Source organism: Micromonospora sp. RTBAU3-60 (assembly GCF_054963695.1).
Map to the genome: position 1 here is coordinate 78,894 of NZ_JBUEGB010000004.1, position 21,552 is coordinate 100,445.

A 21,552-nucleotide genomic window follows, 5' to 3' on the forward strand; every position below is an offset into this window, starting at 1 on the left:
GTGCCCCGCGTGATCGTCGACCAGGTTCCACCGCTGCGCATCCGGCTGCTCGGCGGCTTCCGGGCCGAGCGCGACGGAGTTCCGGTGGTGGAGCGCTGGCGCAGGCCCGGCGCGCAGACACTCGTCAAGCTGCTCGCGATCGCACCCGGACACCGCATGCACCGCGAGCAGGTGATGGAGGTGTGCCGGCCCGGCGCCCCACGGCAGGCCGCCATGAGCAGCCTTCGGGTCGCCCTCCACATCGCGCGGCACGCGCTGCAACCGGAGCTGCGTCCCCGGGAGGAGTCCGCCTATCTGCTGCTGGAGGGCGACCTGTTGGTGCTGTCCCCGGCGCTGGTCACAGTTGACGCGGACGAGGCGGAAGGGCAGGCACACGCCGCCCTGGCCGAGCCCGAGGCCGGCGGGCACCGCGCGGCGCGGCTCGCCGCCGCGCTGGCGGCGCTGCGGGAGGAACTGCTGCCCGAGGATCCCTACGCCGAGTGGCTGTCGCCGCGCCGGGCGGAACTCGCCCTGCTCCGCAGCCGGGTGCTCCACGCCCTCGCCGACACCCACCTCGCCGAGGGGCGCCCCGAGGACGCGGTCGTCCTGCTCGAGTGGTTCCTGTCGGCCGGCGACCCGGCCGACGAACGCGCCCACGAAGGGCTGATGCGGGCGCTGCTCGCGCTGCACCGGCCCGAGCAGGCGCTGCGGCAGTATCAGGCGGCCCGGAGGGCGCTCGACGCCGAACTCGGGGTGCGGCCCGGTGCCCTGCTGGAGCAGCTGCGCCAGGCGGCCACCGTGGCATCCGCCCGACCGGCGGCCGACGCTCCGGCGCGGCCACCGCTGCCTTCGGCGGTCCGGGTCGCGGTGCGGACTCCGCTCTTCGGCCGGGACCAGGCGCTGCGCGTGCTCGCGGCCCAGCGGGACGTGCCGCCGCTCACCCTGGTCGCGGGTGAGGCCGGCGTCGGAAAGACCCGGCTGGCCGCCGAGGCCGCGTCGACTGCGCACCGCCGCGGGTCGCTGGTGTTGTGGGGGGCGAGCCACGAGGCGGAAGGGCAGACCCCGTACGGCCTGTGGGCCGAGGCCCTGGACTCCTGGCTCGCCGACCGGTCGCCCGCCGAACAGGCCACCGTCGCGGCCGATCATCCCGCCCTCGCCGCACTGGTGCCGGCGCTGGGACCGGCTTCCACCGTGGGCATCGACCCGGAGGAGGAGCGGGCCCGGCTCTTCCACGCGGTCGGTGGCCTGTTGGACGGCCTGGCCGCCACCTGCCGCCACGGCGTCCTTGTGGTGCTGGACGACCTGCACGCCGCCGACCTCGGATCGCTGCAACTCCTCTACCACCTCGTCCGCCGTACCGGCTCGCGGGCCTGGCGCTTCATCGCCACGGTTCGCGAGGAGGATTTCAATGCCGACTCGGTACGCCGGCGCGTCGTCGACGCGGCGGTACGTCAGGGCCTGGCCCGGCGCCTGGATCTGATGCGCCTGAGCGAACGCGACTGCGGACGGCTGGTGGCCGGACTGTGCGGCGACGCTGCTCCCTCCCCGGACCAGGTTTCCGACATCTTCCGTCTCTCGGCGGGCAACCCGCTGTTCGCCAGTGAGCTGGCTGGGTTGATCAACAGCGGGATTCCCTCCCCGGCGGCGACCACACCCCGGCCCATCGACTTCCCCGAATCGATCCGCGCGGCGGTCGATGCCCGGCTGGACCGACTCGACAACGCGGCCCGCGGGGTCGTCGACGTGCTCGCCGTGGCCGGCGGGGACATCCCGCTGCGCGAGGCGGCCGACGTCGCCCGGTCAGGGCTGCATCCGCCGCTCGACGACCCCCAGTTCGCCGCCGCCATCGACCGGATCCTCGCCGCCGGACTGGTCGAGGAGCGCGAGGTCGTGTCGGCCGGGCGGAACGTCCCCGGATACGCCTTCCGGCACCCGCTCGTGCGGCTGGCCTGCTACGACCGGCTCACCGCTGCCCGACGCCGGGTGATGCACCGGGCCTACGGCGATGCGGTGCTCCGGCACCGTCCCGACACGGTCGACGCGCTCGCCTTCCACTTTCGTCCAGGCGGACGACCCGCGCGCCGTGCCCTGGCTGCGCCGGGCCGCCGAACGGGCGGCCGCCGTCTACGCCAACGACAGCGCGGACGGCTACTACACCGAACTGGTTACCCGGCTCGACGCGCTGGCCGACGCGGCGGCAGCGGCCGACGCCCGACACGAGCACGGGCTGATCCTGCGGCGGCTGGCCCGTTATCCCGAGGCGGAACGGGCGTTGCGCAGCGCGTGGGACTGGCGGCTGCGCTCGGGGACGGTCGACGCGGCGACACGTTCGCTGGCGGCCCTCGCCGAGGTGCTCTGCTCGGCGGGACGCCCCAGAGAGGCGCGGTCCCTGCTCGACGACGCCACCGTCGTCGACGGGGTGTCGGCGGGTGCCCTGGCGCTGCGGCATCTGGCCTTGTCCGTCACCGACTTCTCGCTCGGCCGGTATGAGCAGGTGCTGGTCGCAGCCGTCGATGCCGAAGCCGCGGCCCGCGCCGCGGACCGGCTCGTTGACCGCGTACCGCTGCTGCTGGGCCGTGCCACCGGCAACCGGGCGCTCGCCCTGGCGATGCTCGACCGACCCGACGAGGCACAGCAGGCGGCGCTGGAGTCGCTCGAGCACGCCGAGCAGGCCGAGGACGTGCGGTTGCTGACCACCGTGCTGTCGATGCTCAGCGACTTCGCGTTGCACGCCTGCCGCTACGTGGAGGCCCGGTCGTTCCGGCTCCGGTCGCTCGACATGGCCGAGCGCGCCGGCGACCCGACCTTCGTCGCCTTCGAACGGGGCAACCTGGCCCGGCTGGACCTGACGACGGGAGACGTCGAGGCCGCCCACGCCGGCGTCGTCGCCGCGGTCGAACTCGTACGGCCGTTCGGCGCGTCGTGGTGCCTGGCGTACTGCCTGGCCACGCTGGCGGACGTGTCGCTGCGCCGGGGTGACTGGGACGCCGCGGAAGCCGCGCTGGGTGAGTGCGCGGAACTGGCCGGACGCAGCGGCGACGCCCAGGTGCTCGACGCCGTCGACCGGATCTCAGGTGAGCTCGCGCGGGCCAGGGCGGCAGCGGGCCGGGCCTGATCGGGCGCCTGATAACGGGGCCGTTAACGGCTGGGTAACGCCGCGAACCTAGCGTGCGGCGCCGGAACCCGATGCGATCACGAGGAGCACCATGCCCGTTCCCACCCCTCCGGCCCGTCGCGGACTCAGCCCGGTCATGGTCGTCGATGCCGGCGGTGAACCCTGGGACCGGGTGGAGTCGTTGCTCGCCCGCCGATTGGAGGAACTGCCTCCGGGCGGCGTGCTGCAACTCCTCTCCACGCGGCCACAGGTGTGCGAGGCCCTGCCGCAGTGGTGCGTGGAGCGCGGACACGCCGTGGATCCCGGCGTACCGGACGGCGACGCGTCGATGTTCCGCATTCACAAGGATGGCCGCTCACCCCTGGAGCTCTCATGAGGACACGTGGCAGGAACAGGCGAAGTCGCCTGATCGGTAGGTTCGCCGGAGGCATGGTGTCAGCCGCGTTGGCGGCGTTGCTGCTGGCCGCGACCGGTACGGCGGTTCAGGCCGCCCCCGCGGCGAAGGCGCAGGAGAAGATCCGACCCGCTCTCCTGGAGAAGTTGAAGACCAAGGGCAAGGCCGACTACTGGGTACGCCTGGGGGCGCGGGCGGATCTGTCGCAGGCCAGCCGGATCAGGGACTGGAACCAGCGCGGTACGGCGGTGGCGAAGGTGCTGCGGGAGACCGCCGAGGCCAGCCAGGCGGCCGTTCGGGCGCGGCTGGACCGGGCCCACGTGAAGTACGAGGCGTTCTGGGCGACGAACGCGATCCACGTGACCGGTGGCTCGTTGCAGATGGCCGAGCAGTTGGCCCTGGAGCCGTCGGTGGCGACGCTGTGGCCGACGGTGACCTACACGGCGCCCGAGCCCGGGGCGGGTCGGACGGTGGCTGAGGTCAACTCGGTCGAGTGGGGCATCGCCAACATCAACGCCGACGACGTGTGGGAGCAGTACACCACGAAGGGCGCCGGCATCACCATCGCGAACATCGACACCGGCGTGCAGTACGACCACCCGGCGCTGGTCCGGCAGTACCGCGGCAACAAGGGTGACGGCACCTTCGACCACAACTACAACTGGTTCGACGCGCAGGGAGCCTGCTCCGGGATGCCGTGTGACCGCAACGGGCACGGCACGCACACGATGGGCACGATGGCCGGCGACGACGGCGCCAGCAACCACATCGGGGTGGCCCCGGAGGTGAAGTGGATCGCTGCGAACGGCTGCTGCCCGAGCGACACCGCCCTGATCGCCTCCGGGCAGTGGATGCTGGAGCCGACCGACCTGAACGGCAAGAACCCGGACGCCAGCAAGCGGCCGAACATCATCAACAACTCGTACGGGAGCAACGTTCCGTCGAACGACCCGTTCATGGAGGACATCTCGGCCGCCTGGACCGCTTCGGGCATCTTCGGGGTCTGGGCGAACGGCAACAACGGCGGTGGCTGCGCGACGAGTGGCTCGCCGGGCAGCCGGACCATCAACTACTCGGTCGGCGCGTACGACAGCACCAACACCATCGCCTCGTTCTCCTCACGTGGGGCCGGGCAGGACGGTGAGATCAAGCCGAACATCTCCGCCCCAGGGGTGAACGTGCGCTCCAGCGTGCCCGGCAGCGGGTACGCCAGCTACAACGGCACCTCGATGGCCACCCCGCACGTCGCGGGCACGATCGCGCTGCTGTGGTCGGCGGCGCCGGCTCTGCTCGGCGACGTCGAGGCGACCAAGGCCCTGCTCGACGGCACCGCCATCGACACCCCGAACAACCAGTGCGGCGGCACGGATGCCGACAACAACGTCTTCGGCGAGGGCCGCCTCGACGCGCTGGCCCTGGTGAACCAGGCACCCGGCCGGGTCAGTGGCCTGATCACCGACGAGGTGACGGGCAAGCCGATCTCCGGCGCCTCGGTCACCACCGGCGACGTGACCGCCCGCTCCGACAGCAAGGGGCGCTACCAGCTGCCGGTGACGGACGGCGAGTACACCCTGATGTTCAGCGCCTTCGGCTACGCGGACGCCACCGCCGTCGTGTCGGTCCGGCCCGGTGAGCCCGTCACCCGCGACATGGTGTTGACCCCGGTGCCCCGGGTCCACGTCAGCGGCCGGGTCACCGACGGCTCCGGCCAGGGCTGGCCGCTGTACGCGAAGATCAACGTGGCCGGCGACCCGGACCCGCACCACACCGATCCGTACACCGGCCGGTACGACCTGCTGCTACCGGCCAACCGGACCCACCAGTTGACCGTCGATCCGGACCTGGCCGGCTACCCGTCGGTCACCCGGTACCTGGCCGTCGACGGTGACGACATCGCACAGGACGTCGCCGTTCCGGTCGACACCGAAGCCTGCACCGCGCCCGGTTACGCGGTCGGCTACGACGGGCTGACCCAGTCGTTCGACACCGTCGACACGCCGGACAGGTGGACCGTGACGGACACGGCCGGCAACGGCGAGGTGTGGCGGTTCGACAACCCGGGCAACCGCGGCAACCGGACCCAGGGCAAGGGCTCCTTCGCCACGGTGAACAGCTTCTTCTACGACCAGACCCACACCCAGGACACCGCCCTGACCGCGCCGGTGGTCGACCTGAGCCGGGTCGAGACCGCGACCCTGCAGTTCAACACCTACCTGATCGGCACCTACGGCCCGTCACACGCCCAGGTCGAATTGTCGGTCGACAACGGGCAGAGTTGGCAGACCGTCTGGGAGCGCAACGGCGCCAGCGTGTCCGGCTCGTTGCAGACCGTCGCGGTGCCGCAGGCCGCCGGGAAGTCCCAGGTCCAGCTCCGGTTCCGGTACGCTGGCGGCGGCCGCAACGTCTGGCAGGTGGACAACGTCAACCTGGGCCAGCGGGCGTGCGCGCCCCAGTCGACGGGTCTGGTCATCGGCCAGGTCACCGATGCCAACTCCGACGCCGGGCTCAACGGCGTCAAGGTCGCCGACACCAGCGGCACGCCAGCGGCGACGACCAGGGCGACGACTGACGACACCGGGCTCGGCGACGGCTTCTACACGCTGGTCGCGCCGGCCGGGGAGTACTCCCTCGCCGCCGGTGCCAGCCGCTACACCACCGTCACCAAGGCGGTCACGGTCGCCGCACACGCGGTCACCCGGGCCGACTTCCCGCTGCCCGCCGGGCGGCTCGTGGTCTCCGGGTCGGTCGACCGGACCGTGGCGATGGGCGGCAGCGCGACCGCCTCGGTCACGGTCACGAACACCGGCGGCGCTCCCGCCAGCGTGACGCTCAACGAGGCGACCGGGCGCTACTCCGTCCTGAGCACCCCGAGCACCACCCCGCGCGGCGCCCAGGCCACCACCTCCAAGCACGCGCTCGCCGGCACCACGCCCACCCCGGGTGCGGTAGTGCCAACGGCGACCGGAACCGACTGGGTGTTCGGTCCGAGCACGCCGAACGGGCTGATGGACAACGTCGTCGCCGCGTACGACGGCAAGGTGTACACCGTCGGTGGGGTGGCGATGAGCCCGACCAGCCAGATCTACCTCACCGACAAGGGGTACGTGCTCGATCCGCGTGGCGGCGGCTGGAAGTCGATCGCCAGCCAGCCCACGATCCGGGAGAAGGCGAACGGCGCCTTCCTCGGCGGCAAGCTCTACGTCACCGGCGGCTGGTCGGCCAAGCTGGACGGCTCCACCGAGCCCGGCCTGGACATCTACGACCCGCGTACCGACACGTGGAGCACGGGAGCCCCCGTCCCCACCAGCTACGCCGCCTCGGGCGTGGCCACGCTCGACGGCAAGCTGTACGTGGTGGGCGGCTGCAACGACACCTGCGGCAGCCGGGACGTCTGGGTCTACACGCCCAGCGCGGACCGGTGGCAGAAGGCCGCCAGCTACCCCGAGCCCACGTCCTGGCTGTCCTGCGGTGCCATCGCCGGCCGGATCTACTGCGCGGGCGGTACGACCGACGAGCAGAGCAGCCGGAAGACGTACGCCTACGACCCGGCGAGCAATGCCTGGACCGGTGCGGCGAACATGCCGTCCGATGTCTGGGGCGCCGCCTACAGTGCGGCCAACGGCCTGCTGATCGTCTCCGGCGGTGCCAGCGGCAACGGCAGCTGGATCAACATGGAGAACTACGCGTACGAGGCGAGCACGAACACCTGGTTCGCGCTGCCGGCGTTCACCGTGCAGCCCACGTACCGGGGCGGCGGAGCGTGCGGCTTCTACACCGTCGGCGGCGGTTACGGTGAGCCGGGCTGGCTCACCCGGATCCTGCCCGGCTTCGACGTCTGCGACGAGGGCGATGCGTCGTGGCTGTCGCTGAATGCCCAGCGGCTCACCGTGCGACCCGGTGAGTCCGTCACGGCGACCGTCACGCTGAACGCCGGTGCCGCGTCGATCACGCAGCCCGGCGACCTGAGCGCCGAGATCACGGTGGACTCCGACACGCCGTACCGGGTCGCCCCGGTCGGCGTCGCCATGCACGTCACGCCGCCCAAGTCCTGGGGCAAGGTGGCCGGCACGGTGACCGGTGTCGACTGCGACGGCAGGTCGATGCCGTTGGGCGGCGCGTCGGTGCGGATCGTCACCTCGGATGCCAGCTACTCGCTCCTCACCGACAAGGAGGGGCGCTACACGCTCTGGCTCGACAAGAAGTACAGCCCCTTGACGGTGATCGCCGCCGACAAGGACTTCGTGTCGGAGAGCCGCGCGGTCAAGGTCAAGGCGGCGGCCATCAACACGGCCGACTTCGCCCTGAAGTCGTCCCTCTGCGTCGGCTGAACCCGCGCACCGCACCACCCCGGGCCCGCGTCGTCATCCGGACGGCGCGGGCCCGGCCCGTGCGCCGGCCGCTCGGCCGGCCACCTATCGGCTCTTGCCGGGGAAGTTACTGGCAAGTAGCGTCTGGGCATGTCCATCGACTCTCGCCAGGTGGCGGCCGGTCTGCTGGAGGCCGTGCCGTTCGCCCGCACGCTCGGTATCGAATTCGTCGAGGTCGCGCCGGAGGCGGACGGCGGGGTACGCGCGGTCGTCCGGCTCCCCGACGCCCCCGAGCACCACAACCACGTCGGCGGCCCGCACGCCGGGGCCATGTTCACCCTCGGGGAGACCGCCTCCGGCGCGGTGGTGCTCGCCGCGTTCGGGCAGGTGCTCGACCGGGCGGTGCCGCTCGCCGTGACGGCGAGCATCGCGTACCAGAAGGTGGCCCTGGGGCCGGTGCTGGCCACCGCGCGGCTGGGCCGCACCCCGGCGGACGTCCTCGCCGAGCTGGACGCGGGACAGCGGCCGGAGTTCCCGGTCAACGTGGAGATCGGCACCGAGGACGGCACCACCACCTCGGTGCTGACCGTGACCTGGACGCTCCGCCCGAACCGCTGACGCCCGAATCGGGTTTGTCCGGCCGGTCCGGTGGATAGATTCGTACCGTGCTGGGCTTACCCGCCAACGTGACCGCCTGTCTCTTCGACCTGGACGGTGTGCTCACGCAGACCGCCAAGGTGCACAACGCCGCCTGGGCGGAGACCTTCGACGCTTTCCTGCGGCAACGCGCCGCGGCCACCGGCGAGCCGTTCCGCCCGTTCGACCCCGGCCCGGACTACAACCGGTACGTGGACGGGAAACCGCGCGCCGACGGGGTGCGCTCCTTCCTCGCCTCGCGCGGGATCAGCCTGCCCGAGGGCACGCCGGACGACCCGCCGGAGCTGGACACGGTCAACGGGGTGGGCAACCGCAAGAACGCCGTCCTGCTCAAGCGGCTGCGCGAGGACGGGGTCGAGGTGTACGAGGGCTCGGTGCGCTACCTGGAGGCGGCGGCCCGGACCGGGCTGCGCCGGGCGGTCGTCTCGGCCAGCGCCAACTGCCAGGCCGTGGTCGAGGCGGCCGGGCTGGACCGGCTGCTGGAGGCGCGGGTGGACGGGCTGATCGCCCGCCAGCGGGGGCTGCGCGGCAAGCCGTACCCGGACACCTTCCTGGCCGGGGCGGAGCTGCTCGGCGTACCGCCGGCGAACGCGGCCGTCATCGAGGACGCGCTGGCCGGCGTGGCCGCGGGCCGGGCCGGCAACTTCGGCTACGTGGTCGGCATCGACCGGGTCGGCCAGGCCGACGAGTTGCGTGCGCACGGCGCCGACGTGGTGGTGTCCGATCTGGCCGAGCTGATGACGGAGCCGGCCCGGTGATCCGGGAGCGCGCGTACCCGGTCGAGCCGTGGCACGTCCGCGAGGTGCGGCTCGACATGGACGTGCTGGCCCAGTCCGAGTCGGTCTTCGCCCTCTCCAACGGGCACGTCGGGCTGCGCGGCAACCTGGACGAGGGCGAGCCGCACGGCCTGCCCGGCACCTACCTCAACTCCTTCTACGAGCTGCGCCCGCTGCCGTACGCGGAGGCCGGCTTCGGCTTTCCCGAGTCCGGGCAGACCATCGTCAACGTCACCAACGGCAAGCTGATCCGCCTGCTGGTCGACGACGAGCCGCTCGACGTCCGGTACGGCGAACTCCTCTCCCACGAGCGGATCCTCGACCTGCGGGCCGGCACCCTGCACCGCGAGCTGCACTGGCGGTCGCCGGCCGGGCGGGAGGTCAAGGTCCGCAGCACCCGGCTGGTGTCGTTCACCCAGCGCTCGGTCGCCGCGATCAACTACGAGGTCGAGGCGGTCGGGGAGCCGATGCGGCTGATCCTCCAGTCCGAGCTGGTGGCCAACGAGACCCTGCCGCCGCAGAGCCGCGACCCGCGGGTGGCCGCCGTGCTGGAGTCGCCGCTGCTGGCCGAGGAGGAGCTGACCACCGACGACGGCGGCCTGCTGATCCACCGGACCAAGGTCAGTGGGCTGCGGGTCGCCGCGCAGATGGCGCACGACGTGAGCGGCCCGGAGCGCACCACGATCGAGTCCGAGGGGTACGAGGACTGGGTCCGCACCACCATCGGCTGTGTGCTCAGGCCGGGCGAGACGCTGCGGGTGGTCAAGTACCTGACGTACGGCTGGTCCAGCAAGCGGTCGCTGCCGGCGCTGCGCGACCAGGTGGGGGCGGCCCTGGCGGCCGCCCGGCTGGACCGCTGGGACGGGCTGCGCCGGGCGCAACGGGAATACCTGGACGAGTTCTGGGACGCCGCCGACGTGCGGGTGGAGGGCGACCCGGAGGTGCAGCAGGCGGTCCGCTTCGGGCTCTTCCACGTGCTCCAGGCCGGTGCCCGGGCGGAACGCCGGCCGATCTCCGCGAAGGGACTCACCGGCCCCGGGTACGACGGGCACGCGTTCTGGGACACCGAGATGTTCGTGCTGCCGGTGCTCACGTACACCCAGCCGAGCGCGGTGCGGGACGCACTCTACTGGCGCCACTCGACGCTGCCGCAGGCCCACGAACGGGCCCGGACGCTGAACCTTCAGGGCGCCGCCTTCCCCTGGCGGACCATCGAGGGGCCGGAGTCGTCGGCGTACTGGCCCGCTGGCACCGCCGCGTTCCACATCGCCGCGGGCATCGCCGACGCGCTGCGCCGCTACATGCTGGCCACCGAAGACGACGCGCTGGAACGGGAGATCGGGCTGGAGTTGCTGGTGGAGACCGCCCGGCTCTGGCGCTCACTGGGGCACCACGACCGGTACGGGCGGTTCCACATCGACGGGGTGACCGGCCCCGACGAGTACACCGCGGTCAAGAACGACAACATCTACACCAACCTGATGGCGCAGCGGAACCTGCTCACCGCCGCCGACTGCGCCATGCGCAACCGGGACCAGGCCTTCGACCTCGGGGTCACCGACGAGGAGGCCGCCGCCTGGCGGGACGCGGCGAACGCCATGCATCTCCCGTACGACGACGAACTCCAGGTGCACGAGCAGGTGGAGGGGTTCACCCGGTTGCAGGAGTGGGACTTCGAGCACACCCCGCCGGAGAAGTACCCGCTGCTGCTGCACTACCCGTACTTCGACCTGTATCGCAAGCAGGTCATCAAGCAGGCGGACCTGGTGCTCGCCATGCACTGGCGGGGCGACGCCTTCACCGGCGAGGAGAAGGTGCGCAACTTCCTCTACTACGAGCGGCGGACCGTCCGGGACTCCTCGTTGAGCGCCTGCACGCAGGCGGTGATGGCGGCCGAGGTGGGCCACCCCGAGCTGGCCCACCGCTACCTGCGCGAGGCCGCGCTGATGGACCTGCACGACCTCAACGAGAACACCCGCGACGGCGTGCACATGGCCTCGCTGGCCGGGGCCTGGATCGCCCTGGTGGCGGGCTTCGGCGGGCTGCGTGACCACGAGGGGACGCTCTCGTTCTCGCCCCGGCTGTCCAGCCGGCTCAGCCGCCTGGAGTTCTCCATGCAGTGGCGGTCGATCCGGCTGCGGGTGGACGTCCGGCCGCACCAGACGACGTACTCGCTGCGCCACGCCGGCCCGGACACCGTGCTGGAACTGCGCCACCACGGCGAGACCCTTCAGGTGACCGGCGAGCAGCCGGTCACCGTGCCGGTGCCGCCGGCCCACCCGTCCGGTCCGCCGCCCGAACAGCCGCCCGGCCGGGCGCCCCTGCTGCACCTGCCGGAGCACCTGACCTGAGACGTCCCGGCCCCCGTACCGGGGGCCGGGACGTCGCTGGGTACGTCAGAATTGGCGGCCGTTGGACGGCCGGCCGGCGGCGTCCCGGGGTGACATCGCCCGCGGGTCGTCGGCGGTACGCGCCTGCGCCGCCTCGTCCGCCCACTCCCGGGTGCGCTGGGCGTCCTGTTCGCGGCGTTTCTGTTCGGCGGCCTGCTGCCGGGACCTGTCCTGCTGCTGTGCCATGACGATCCTCGCGATCCGTCGGGGCGCCGCTGCGCCGGTCCGTGGTCACCCCGCGCCTTCCCGATCGGCCCGGCGGCAAACGGCCGGTCAATCCGCCGGGTGCCAGCCCGCCACGTGCCGGCCGAAGCTCAGCCGCAGGTGGTTCTTCGGCCGGGCGCCGACGATCGAGCCGACCACCTGCCCGTCCCGGAACACCAGCATGGTGGGCAGCGACATCACCTGGTACGCGCGGGTGGTCTCCGGGTTCTCGTCCGAGTTGAGTGTGACGAAGCGCATCGCCTCGCCGAACTCCTCGGCCAGCTCCGCCAGGTGCCGGGAGACCGTCCGGCACGGTGGGCACCACTCGGCCCAGAAGTCGACCACCACCGGCCGGTCGCTGGCCAGCACGGTGGCCGCGAACGTCTCGTCGGTGACCGTGATCAGTCGGCCCTGGGCCGTGTCCTGAGGCATGTTTCCTCCCGCTGGGCGATCGCGTGGGCGAGCTGGTCGTGCAGCTGTCGGCGGACCGCGCCGAGCCGGTCGAGGTAGTCGTCCACGTCGGCGAGCTTGCGCCGCAGCACCGCCACCGAATCCGGACAGACGTCGCCGGAGCTGTTGCCGGCCCGCAGGCAGGCCACGAACGGCCGGATGTCGTCCAGGCCGAAGCCCACCGCCAGCAGCGCCCGGATCTCGTGGACGACACGCAGCTCCGCCTCGTCGTAGATCCGGTAGCCGTTGGCGGAACGGCGTGGCCGCACCAGCCCCTGGGTCTCGTAGTACCGCAGGGTCCGGGTGCTCGTACCGGCGCGTTCCGCCAGCTCACCGATGCGCATCCGACCTCCCTCACCCACCTGTCCGCCACGCTAAACCTTGCCGCCGACGTCAAGGCAACCCCGCGGCCCCGCCCCGCCCCCACCCCCGACCGCACAGGGTGATCATGAAGTTGGCGGCGCCGGAAAACGTTTCTCGGTGGCTAACCTCGTGATCATTGCTGGGCCGGGGGCGGTGGGTGGGTGGGCGCGGGAGGGGCGGAGGTGAGGGCGGGGCGGGTGGGGGTATGCGGGTGGGGGAGGTGGAGCGATGGAGACCCGCGAGGTGACGATTCCGGTGGTCGAGGGCGGGCTGCCGGCCGACGTGATCATGCCGTCCGGCGCGCTCGGCGTGGTGCTCTTCGCGCACGGCAGCGGGAGTTCGCGGCACAGCCCGCGCAACACGGCCGTGGCGCACACCCTCAACGACCGGTCGCTCGCCACCGTACTGGTCGACCTGCTCACGCCGGACGAGGACGTGCTGGATGCCCGGACCGCCGAGCTGCGCTTCGACATCGGGCTGCTCGCCGAGCGGCTGGCTGCCATCGTCGACTGGCTCGGCGCCGACCCGGCGCTGGGGCGGCTGCCGATCGGACTCTTCGGCGCCAGCACCGGGGCCGCCGCCGCCCTGGTCGCCGCAGCCGCACGGCCGGAGAATGTCGCCGCGGTGGTCTCCCGCGGCGGTCGGCCCGATCTGGCCGGCAGCTCCCTGGCGGCGGTGCGCGCCCCAACCCTGCTGCTGGTGGGCGGCCTGGACGAGCAGGTCATCGTGCTGAACGAGCAGGCACAGGCGGAGCTGGGGAAGGTGGCCGAGCTGCGGATCATCCCCGGCGCCACCCACCTGTTCGAGGAGCCCGGCACCCTGGAACAGGTGGCCGACCAGGCCGGGACCTGGTTCACCACCCACCTCCGCACCCCACACCCCGCCTGACCCGCGGCGCCGGCGGCCGGTTTGTGCCCCGGCCCGTCGGGAAGGCAATGGCATCAGGAGGGGAGATCTGACATGCGTGACTTCATGGACAAGGCCAAGGAGCAGGCCAAGCAGCGCGAACAGCAGATTAACCAGGGCGTCCAGAAGGCCGGCCAGCAGATGAACCAGCGCACCGGCGGCCGGTACGAGAAACAGATCGAGAAGGGCGTCCAGAAGACGCAACAGGGCGTCGACAAGAGTGTCGAGAAGGGCGCCGGCCAGCGCGAGGGCTGACCGTTACGCGTCCCCGCGCCCGGGCCGTCCGCGGACGGCCCGGGCGCGACCGGTTCGACGCCCCCGACCGACTCGACCTGGACCCCAGTTACGTCGAGCTGCGCGAGCGGCCGAGTCCTGCCCGATGGAAGTCAGCCAGGTGTCCGATGTGGAGAGCTTCCGGCGGACGCCAGGAGGGCTGATCACCAGCCCGGGTGCTTCACGCGGTCGCCGGCTGGTCAGCGCTCCCGCAGCAGGGCGGGCAGCTCACTGAGGGCGGCGAGCGCATGCCCGTCCCAGGCCGGGTCGGTGTCGTTGTGCTCGGTCGTCCGGAGCACCGTCATGCCGACCGCCGCCGCGCCGGCCAGCTCGCCGTCCGCCCCGTCGCCGACGAAGACGCAGTCGGTCGGGTCGGCGCCCAGCCGCTCGGCCGCCGTCCGATAGATCGCCGGGTCGGGCTTGGCCACGCCCACCTCGCAGGAGAAGACCGCCACGTCGACGCGGCGGGCCAGCGGGCTCGACGGCCACGCCTCGGCGGCCTCGGCGGTGGCGTTGCTGATCAGGCCGACCGGGTGACCGTCGGCGCGCAGCGCGTCGAGCACGGCGAGGGTCTCCGGCGCGACCCTCCCCAGCACCCAGGCGGCCAGCTCTCGGCGATGCGCGGCCGCGCGGGCCACCTGGTCCTCGGTCGGCGTCCCGCCGAGCCGCCCGGCGAGGATCCGGACGGTCTCCGCGACGTCCCATCGGGTCATCCGGTCCCGCCAGGTGGCGTGGTACGCGGCCACCAGCGCGTCCGGCGCCACTCCCACCATGCGGGCCATCTCGCCGACCACCCGGTCCCGTTCGGAGTCCGCCCCTTGGACGAGGGTGTGGAAGAGGTCGAAGATCACCGGTCGCGGCACGGCCACATGCTAACCGCGCGCGGCCGGGCCCCGGGGCGTGAGTACGGCGGAGGGCCGGCCTCCCATCGGGAGACCGGCCCTCGGTGCTGCTCGGTCAGGAGCTGTAACCGCGGCTGGCGATCCAGTTGGCCAGGTCGGCGACGTTCATCCAGTACTCCGGCTCGCCCGGGCTGGCCGGGTCGGCGATCAGCACGGTGTTGCCGTCGTCCTTGTACTCCACCACCGTCAGGTAGTGGCCCGGGTAGCTGTGCGCCACCCCGTCCACGTCCACGGCGGTGCCGATGATGTTGGCGACCACCGGGCGGCCCTGGTCCACCGCGGCCTTGACGTCGGCTCGCAGGTGCTCGACCTGGTCCTTGGTGGCCTTGTTGTCCCGGATCTCGGTGGTCTTGTACTTGCCGCCGGTGTACTCGTTGAGCACCCGGGTGATGTCGATCGCCGAGTCGGTGCCGTTGACGGTCGTACCCAGCTTCTGGGCCAGCTCGTCCTGGCTGACCGACTTGCCCTCGGCGGACAGCGCGATCCGCGTCGACGCCGGGCCGCAGTAGTAGAAGTTGGGCTGCGCCTGGTACTCGTACCCGGCGCGGCGCTCGCCCTTGCCCTTGCCCTTGTCCGCGCTGGCCGCGTTGACGGGCTTGGCCTGCGCCGGGGCGGCGTGCGCGGCCACGGCGGGACCGGCGACGATCCCGCCGGACATGACGAGACCGGCGACGGACAACATGCTGTTACGGAAAATCGAGTTCATGTCGAAGCTCCATTCGGGGGTTGACGTCTCCGGGGAGACGCAGCACCAGGAGTGGCGCTCGGCTGTTCTCGGGGAAACCGGCGTGCCGGGGCCCCACGGCCCACGGCGTCGCCGGGGGCACACACGACCGGAGGCCCGGGTCTTCGCCTGCCGGGCCGTCCTGCTCGGTCGTACGGGAGGTGTAACGGGCAGCAGGGGCAGGCGATTCCGCGGTGCTGGTGGCCCTGCTCACCACCGAACCGGACACACCGCGCAGCCGGACCCCGATCCGGGCCGAAACGCGTTGCGGCGCGACGGTGTGGCGGCGGGACGCTACGAACCTGATGACGTGAACGGATCGCCGAGCGGCGGCCTCCCATCGGGGAGACCGGCCCTTCGTGCTGCTCGGTGGTTGGGACAAATCGCCCGGAGATGCCGTCCGGGCGCGCCGGCCGCTTGCGAATCGTCTACGTCATCAAGTTCGTAGCCGCCGGGAAGTGGGTCGACAACCCGCTCAGGCTGGAAGAACCTCGCCATCCGCTCGTCGCCCGGGTGCCGGAAAGACGATCATGGCACCGGGCGGCGTAGGCGGTCCGGGCCCGGCGGGGACGGCGGCCGGTCGGGCAGCCCGCGCTGCGCCGCGCGGTGCCGGGCGGCCAGCCGGCCCAGGTAGAACAGGGCGCCCGCCAGCACGCCCATGTCGTCCAGGTAGATCGGGTCGGGGAGCAGGTCCACCGGCAGGATCGCGTAGATCAGCGCGCCGTAGAAGGCGACCTTGCCGCCCGCCCCGAGCGCGCCGAGCAGCCGGCGGGTGCGGACCACCCGGACGGCGAGCAGCACCGCGCCGACCAGCGTGGCCAGCGCCACGAGGCCGGCGAGGACGACCAGCACCCAGCTCTCACGGGACACGGCATCACGCTAGCCGAGCCGGACCAGCTCCGCCCGGTGCGCGGAGCCCGCGGCCCGGCGTCAGTACGCGGGGACGGTCGCCCGGCCCTTGGCCGCCGACCCGGACCCACGGGCCGGCTCCGCACCCCGGACCGCGTTCGGCAGCTCCCGGGTGATCTCCAGCGCGGTGAGGTCCACGGTGGAGATGAGCGACTGCGGTTCCGGGGCGGGGTTAGCCGCCGCGTACGCCTCGTCGCGCAGGCTCCGCGCGGCGGCCGCAGCCAGCTCGGCGGCGCGCCAGGCGGCCTGCTCCCGCTCCCCGGCGGCCTGGTGCCGGGCGCGGAGGTTGTCCCGGATCAGCCGGCGCAGCAGCAGCTCCTGCTCCACCGGATGCCGGCGCGGGTCCCAGCCACGGTGCCCGAGGATGTCGCTGAGCTGCTCCACCGTGATTTCCTTGCGCCACTGCGCGTCCAGCGCCGCCCGGTGCAGCCAGCGCTCCCGGTCCGCGTACTCGGCTGGCGTCCGTTCCGTACGCGGCACGGGCAGGGCGGCAGCGGCGGCCAGCCGGCGGACGTCCAGCTCCGCGGCCTCGTACGCCCGCCACGCCTCCTCGACCTCCTCCTGGGCGGTCAGCCATTCCATGCGCCGCCGCTCCGCGGTGGCCGCCGCCCGGTCCGCCGCCACCTTCACCTCCTGCGCGTACCGGGCCCGCTCGCGGGCCTCCTCGGCCAGCTCCAGGCTGCTCGGCATGGCCGCCGCGCTCATCCGGTCACCCAGCACGGACCGGAACCGGTCAGGGCGGACGATCAGGGCGGCGACCACGATCGCCGCCACGGCGAGCAGGGCCAGCCAGATCCCGGCGGCCTGGGGAACGTCGGGCAGGACGGTGGAGAAGACGGTCTGCATCACCAGCACCTCGTGGTGGAACTCGGAACTCACGGTCTGGGCCCGGTGGCCGGGCGGAGGAACGCCGCTCGCACGGGAAGGGCATGCTGCGGCCGTATCCGTTGGGGCGGTGGGGTTTCAGGCCGCGCGGGCGGCCGGTGGGATCAGGCGCGAGGTGGGCCGCGCCGGGCAATCGGCTCGCGGTCCGGGTCCGCGGCGGCCACGGCGACATCCGTACGCGGCAGCGCGGCCGCGCCGCGGACGAGCCCCGCCGCCAGGCCGGGGGCCGGCGGGGTCACCGCCGCGATCAGGTGACCGGCCGGGGAGTACGCCGCGGCAGCCGGCCTGCGGTCGGCGGTCCACGCGCCGGTCACGACCGGCGCGGCGTCGACGAGGGCATCCGGGGCGGGCCCGTCAACCGGCGCTACGAGGGCGCTGAGGCTGGCCGCTGGACGGTGCGTCGCGTCCGGACGGACGGGATCGCTGGCGGCGGCAGCGGCGGCCGGACCGGTGAGGCCGACGACGAGCGCCAGGGTGGTCACCGCCACCTGGGTCAGCTCCCGCAGACTGCGCAGCGTCGCCGCCCAGAGGGACGGGGCGAACGCTACGAACGGCACCAGTTCAACCTATCTGTCAGATTCGGCTTGTGCAGCTCAACGGCCGTTCGGAAGACGTGACCCGGCCCACGATGCGGTGTGGACAGAGCCGGCCGACCGCCCGCCCGGTGCCCCGAACCACCGGGCGGGCCGTGCTCACTCGGCGCGCAATCCGTCGGGACGGGTCAGGCGCCAGAGCACCGGCAGGCTCGCCGCGGTCACCAGCAGCACCACCCCGGCGCCGAGCGCGACCCCGAGCCCGACCACCGGCCAGCTCACCACCACCGGTGCACCCACCATCCGGAGCAGGGTGGCGCCCAACCCCACCCCGATGCCGGCGGCGAGGAACAGCCCGGCCAGCACCGGCACTCCGGTCTGCCCAAGCACGGACCAGCCGAGCGTGCCCCGGGGCGTCCCGACGGCGACCAGCGTGGCGAGCAGCCGGCGGCGTTCCCGGAGCTGCTCTAGGACGCCGACCAGCATGCTCACCCCGATCAGCAGCAGGGTGACCACCGCGCCGGCGAGCAGCCCGCGCCGGACGTTGGCGAACTGACGGCTCTCCTGCGTCGCCGCCAACGGCAGGACCGTGGCGAGCGGGTCGAGTTCGGCCATGCTGGTACGCACCCGCTCCAGCGCGTCGGCGTCCTGCGGATCGAGGCTGAGCAACGCGGTGGCCGCGACCTGGTGCCGCGGCAGGGACGGCAGCGCTCCGGGCGTGACCAACAGTCCGTTGGGTCGGCCCCCCATCGGATCGGTCCGCCCCGGCACCGTCCGGGCGTCCGTCGGCACCCGCCAGGTCACGCTGCCGTCGCCGAGCCGCACCGCCGCTCCCGGGGCGAAGCCGGGCACGGGGTCCGCCGTCCAAGCCAGGAAGACGTCCCCGTCGGCGCAGGAGCCGACGTCGGCGTACTCGGCCAGCGCCGCGCAGTCGCCGATCCGCACTTCAACGATGCGGGGTTCGGCCCCATCGGGCCCGGACGTGGCGGTGCCGGGTGCCGGCGTGGGCCGGGCCGCGGCGAGGGTCAGGGTGCCGATGCTCCGGGTCACGGCCGGGGCGGCGGCGATTCGTTCCAGGGCCTGCCGCGGGTCCGGTGGCTCGTTGAGCAGGACGAGGACCTGGGCCCGGCTCGGGTCCTGGCCGGTGGGCCGGCGGAACTCGTCCTGCACCCCGGCCACGAGCATCTGCAGCCCGATGGTGCCGGCCACGGCGACCGCCACGCCGCTGACCAGTCGGGCCGAAGTGGCGCTGTCCAACTGGAGCCGCCGTACCGCGAGCTGCCAGGGTGGCGGTCCGCCGCGCAGCCGGCGTACCAGCAGGTCGACCAGCCAGGGCAGGAGGGTGACCGTGCCGATGAGCAGCAGCAGCGCGCCGGCCGCGACCTGGGCGTCCGTCGCCGTGGTGCGGGCGGCCCGGACGTCGGTGAGCGGCTGGAGCAGCGCGAGCCCGGCGACGGGCAGCAGCAGCCGCCACCACAGCCGGCGGCGGACCGGGGTGGCGCGCCGGCTGACCCGCAGCGGCGTGACCACGACCCCGCGCAACGCCAGCAGCGCCACCCCGGCGGCGAGCACTGGTACGGCCACCGTCACCAGCGCCACCAGCCACGGCACCGGACGCAGGTCGGCCGGGTAGACGCTGAGGTCGTACAGCTCGACCAGCGGCGCCAGTTGCCGGCCGGCGAGGAAGAGCCCCGCGCCGACGGCGAGCCCGAACAGGGCGGCCGTCCCCGCCTCGCCGGCGGCGATCCGGCGGACCATGCCGGCGTCCGCCCCCAGCAGCCGCACCGCCGCGAGGCGGCGGTCGCGCTGCTCGCCGCCGAAGCGGACGGCCGCCGCGAGGAACACCACGATCGGCAGCAGCAGCACGACGAAGACCACCACGACGAGCAGCCAGAGCAACGGTGAGAACTCCTCGCTCGGACCGCCCCCGCCGAACCGGTCCAGCCGCATCCCGCGGTCGGGCGGCAGGGCGTCGCTGCCCACGTAGAAGGCCAGCTCGTGCGGGCCGGTCAGGCCCTCGGGGCCGATCGTGCCGGTCACCCGGGCGCCGCCCAGGCGGGGCGCGAGCAGCGGCCCTTCGGGCGAGTCGAGCAGCGCCCGCAGCGCCGGCGAGACCGCCACCTCGCCGTTCCGGGGGATGGCGGTCAGCCCCGGCGGCACCGGCGCGTCCGGGCCCTCCGGGTGCAGCATCCGTCCCCGCACGAAGCGGTCCCGGAAGACGGTGTCGACCGGGACGACCAGCACGGTGTTGGCCGCCGCCGCCAGCTCCGGCCGGGCGTTCTGATCGTTGCGGGCCTGGCTCCGCTCGGCGCGGGCGTCGATCGCACCGGGGACCGCCGCCGCGAGCAGCAGCATGGCGACGCCGATGCCGACGCCGAGTGCGGTCAGCACGGTCCGCGTCCAGCCCTGCCGGCCGCCGCTGACCGCCATCCGGGCCCCCATCGCCAGGTCGCCGAGCCCGGCCCGGAACCGGCCGCCGGGCCGTCGGGTGTCCGGCGCGGTCACGCCACCTGCTCCAGGCTCCGGGCCCGGCCGTCGCGGACCACCACCTCCCGATCGGAGTACGCCGCCACCCGCGGCTCGTGCGTCACCAGCAGGACGGCCGCCCCGGCCTCCCGGGCCGCCCCGGCGAGCAGGCGCATCACCCGCTCGCCGTTGAGCGAGTCCAGCGCGCCGGTGGGCTCGTCGGCGAAGACCACCCGGGGCTCGGTCACCAGCGCGCGGGCCACCGCCACGCGCTGTCCCTGGCCGCCGGAGATCTCGCCCGGGCGCTTGCCGGCGACGTCGGCCACCTCCAGCCGGTCCAGCCACTCGGCGGCCCGCCGTTCCGCCTCCCGGCGGGGGACGCGTTCCAGCCGCAGTGGGAGGGCGACGTTCTCCAGGCAGGTCAGCTCCGGTACGAGCTGCCCGAACTGGAAGACGAAGCCGAACTCCCGGCGGCGCAGCGCGCTCCGGCCCGCGTCGGAGAGGCCGGCCAGCTCGGTGCCCCGGTAGCGGACCTGGCCGCGGTCCGGCTGGACGATGCCGGCCAGGCAGTGCAGCAGGGTGGACTTGCCGGAGCCGGAGGGGCCCATCACCGCCACCACCTCACCGGCACGTACGGCCAGCGAGGCGCCGGCGAGGGCCGGGGTCGGGCCGAACGACTTGTGCAGGTCCTCGGCGACCAGCAGCGCGTCGCCGGTCATCCGCGCACCTCCTTCGCCAGCTCGTCCAGTCGGGCCGCGGTCAGTTCCAGCCAGCGCAGGTCCGCCTCCAGGTGGAAGAGCGCGTGGTCGCAGATGAGCTGCTCGGCGAGGTCGCCATGGGCCTTGCGCCGGGTCAGCTCGCGCATCAGCCGCAGGTGCTCGGCGCGCTGGGTGTCCAGCAGGTCGTCGGCGGGACGGCTGGTGAGCAGCGCCAGCACCACCTTGGTGTAGAGGACGCTCTGCAGGTACGGCTCCGGCTTCTCGGGCTGCGACAACCACCGCTGGACGTCGGTCACGCCCGCCTGGGTGATCGCGTACCGCTTGCGCTCCGGGCCCTCGCCCGGCTCGACCGAGTCCACCTCGACCAGGCCGCTGCGGAGCAGCCGGGAGAGGGTGGAGTAGACCTGGCCGAAGTGGAGGGGCCGGGCGTGCCCGAACCGCTCGTCGTACGCCCGCTTGAGGTCGTATCCGTGCCGGGGGCTGGACTCCAGCAGCCCGAGGAAGGTGTGCCCGATCGACATGGGCGAGACTATACACACTAGGTATACCTCGTAGGTATACCCGGGTGCGCGAACGCGAACGGCGCGGCGCCCCTCAACG

Annotated in this window: 20 protein-coding genes; 9 read left to right on the top strand and 11 right to left on the bottom strand. The window is 73.2% G+C overall.

Features of this window, described 5'->3' with window-relative positions:
- The first annotated feature begins 9 nt into the window (after positions 1–9).
- From ACY34I_RS05720 to ACY34I_RS05750, 7 genes are all read left to right on the top strand, one after another.
- On the top strand, positions 10–2,469 hold the full coding sequence (locus tag ACY34I_RS05720; RefSeq protein WP_462753133.1) for an ATP-binding protein: 2,460 nt from the start codon (positions 10–12) through the stop codon (positions 2,467–2,469).
- Positions 2,435–3,094, top strand: a complete 660-nt coding sequence (locus ACY34I_RS05725; protein WP_462753135.1) for a hypothetical protein — start codon at positions 2,435–2,437, stop codon at positions 3,092–3,094. The genes ACY34I_RS05720 and ACY34I_RS05725 overlap by 35 nt, the downstream gene beginning before the upstream one ends.
- 91 nt (positions 3,095–3,185) lie before the next feature.
- Positions 3,186–3,470, top strand: coding sequence for a sulfurtransferase TusA family protein (locus ACY34I_RS05730; RefSeq protein ID WP_462753137.1), 285 nt, complete (start codon positions 3,186–3,188; stop codon positions 3,468–3,470).
- 53 nt (positions 3,471–3,523) lie between these two features.
- Entirely contained in the window at positions 3,524–7,816 is a 4,293-nt protein-coding gene (locus tag ACY34I_RS05735; protein ID WP_462753139.1) for a S8 family serine peptidase, read from the top strand.
- A 129-nt stretch (positions 7,817–7,945) separates the two neighbouring features.
- On the top strand, positions 7,946–8,413 hold the full coding sequence (locus ACY34I_RS05740) for a DUF4442 domain-containing protein (protein ID WP_264998410.1): 468 nt from the start codon (positions 7,946–7,948) through the stop codon (positions 8,411–8,413).
- Between the two features lie 47 nt (positions 8,414–8,460).
- Complete coding sequence (locus ACY34I_RS05745; RefSeq protein WP_462753141.1) at positions 8,461–9,210, top strand: HAD family hydrolase; 750 nt, start codon at positions 8,461–8,463, stop codon at positions 9,208–9,210.
- Positions 9,207–11,579 (top strand): glycoside hydrolase family 65 protein, encoded by a 2,373-nt coding sequence (locus ACY34I_RS05750; RefSeq protein WP_462753143.1) that lies wholly within the window; start codon positions 9,207–9,209, stop codon positions 11,577–11,579. Before ACY34I_RS05745 ends, ACY34I_RS05750 begins: the two co-directional genes overlap by 4 nt.
- A 45-nt stretch (positions 11,580–11,624) precedes the next feature.
- Here the strand turns inward: ACY34I_RS05750 and ACY34I_RS05755 are convergent, their stop codons facing one another.
- From ACY34I_RS05755 to ACY34I_RS05765, 3 genes are all read right to left on the bottom strand, one after another.
- A complete protein-coding gene (locus ACY34I_RS05755; protein ID WP_264998407.1) occupies positions 11,625–11,804 on the bottom strand; it encodes a hypothetical protein in 180 nt (59 codons plus the stop codon).
- An 87-nt stretch (positions 11,805–11,891) separates the two neighbouring features.
- Positions 11,892–12,254 (bottom strand): thioredoxin, encoded by a 363-nt coding sequence (gene trxA / locus ACY34I_RS05760; RefSeq protein ID WP_462753145.1) that lies wholly within the window; start codon positions 12,252–12,254, stop codon positions 11,892–11,894.
- Positions 12,224–12,616 (bottom strand): MerR family transcriptional regulator, encoded by a 393-nt coding sequence (locus tag ACY34I_RS05765; RefSeq protein WP_462753147.1) that lies wholly within the window; start codon positions 12,614–12,616, stop codon positions 12,224–12,226. The genes trxA and ACY34I_RS05765 overlap by 31 nt, the downstream gene beginning before the upstream one ends.
- Positions 12,617–12,863: 247 nt before the next feature.
- Here ACY34I_RS05765 and ACY34I_RS05770 point away from each other — a divergent pair, with 247 nt between their 5' ends.
- Positions 12,864–13,523, top strand: coding sequence for a dienelactone hydrolase family protein (locus ACY34I_RS05770; RefSeq protein WP_264998405.1), 660 nt, complete (start codon positions 12,864–12,866; stop codon positions 13,521–13,523).
- A gap of 72 nt (positions 13,524–13,595) precedes the next feature.
- Positions 13,596–13,796: an antitoxin gene (locus ACY34I_RS05775; protein WP_462753149.1), complete on the top strand. Its 201-nt coding sequence runs from the start codon at positions 13,596–13,598 to the stop codon at positions 13,794–13,796.
- 218 nt (positions 13,797–14,014) lie between these two features.
- Here the strand turns inward: ACY34I_RS05775 and ACY34I_RS05780 are convergent, their stop codons facing one another.
- The 8 genes from ACY34I_RS05780 to ACY34I_RS05815 form a co-directional block, all read right to left on the bottom strand.
- Entirely contained in the window at positions 14,015–14,677 is a 663-nt protein-coding gene (locus tag ACY34I_RS05780) for an HAD family hydrolase (RefSeq protein WP_462753151.1), read from the bottom strand.
- Positions 14,678–14,771: 94 nt separating this feature from the next.
- Entirely contained in the window at positions 14,772–15,422 is a 651-nt protein-coding gene (locus ACY34I_RS05785) for a C39 family peptidase (protein ID WP_462753153.1), read from the bottom strand.
- A gap of 546 nt (positions 15,423–15,968) precedes the next feature.
- Entirely contained in the window at positions 15,969–16,310 is a 342-nt protein-coding gene (locus tag ACY34I_RS05790) for a YkvA family protein (protein ID WP_462753155.1), read from the bottom strand.
- Between the two features lie 60 nt (positions 16,311–16,370).
- Positions 16,371–17,228 carry a hypothetical protein gene (locus tag ACY34I_RS05795; RefSeq protein WP_462753157.1) on the bottom strand — a complete coding sequence of 286 codons (858 nt, stop codon included), beginning with the start codon at positions 17,226–17,228 and terminating at the stop codon, positions 16,371–16,373.
- A 110-nt stretch (positions 17,229–17,338) separates the two neighbouring features.
- Positions 17,339–17,791, bottom strand: a complete 453-nt coding sequence (locus tag ACY34I_RS05800; RefSeq protein WP_462753159.1) for a hypothetical protein — start codon at positions 17,789–17,791, stop codon at positions 17,339–17,341.
- 135 nt (positions 17,792–17,926) lie between these two features.
- Positions 17,927–20,272 carry an FtsX-like permease family protein gene (locus tag ACY34I_RS05805; RefSeq protein ID WP_462753161.1) on the bottom strand — a complete coding sequence of 782 codons (2,346 nt, stop codon included), beginning with the start codon at positions 20,270–20,272 and terminating at the stop codon, positions 17,927–17,929.
- Positions 20,269–20,952 carry an ABC transporter ATP-binding protein gene (locus tag ACY34I_RS05810; RefSeq protein ID WP_462753163.1) on the bottom strand — a complete coding sequence of 228 codons (684 nt, stop codon included), beginning with the start codon at positions 20,950–20,952 and terminating at the stop codon, positions 20,269–20,271. The genes ACY34I_RS05805 and ACY34I_RS05810 overlap by 4 nt, the downstream gene beginning before the upstream one ends.
- Positions 20,949–21,473, bottom strand: a complete 525-nt coding sequence (locus ACY34I_RS05815; RefSeq protein WP_462753165.1) for a PadR family transcriptional regulator — start codon at positions 21,471–21,473, stop codon at positions 20,949–20,951. Before ACY34I_RS05815 ends, ACY34I_RS05810 begins: the two co-directional genes overlap by 4 nt.
- Positions 21,474–21,552 lie beyond the last annotated feature (79 nt).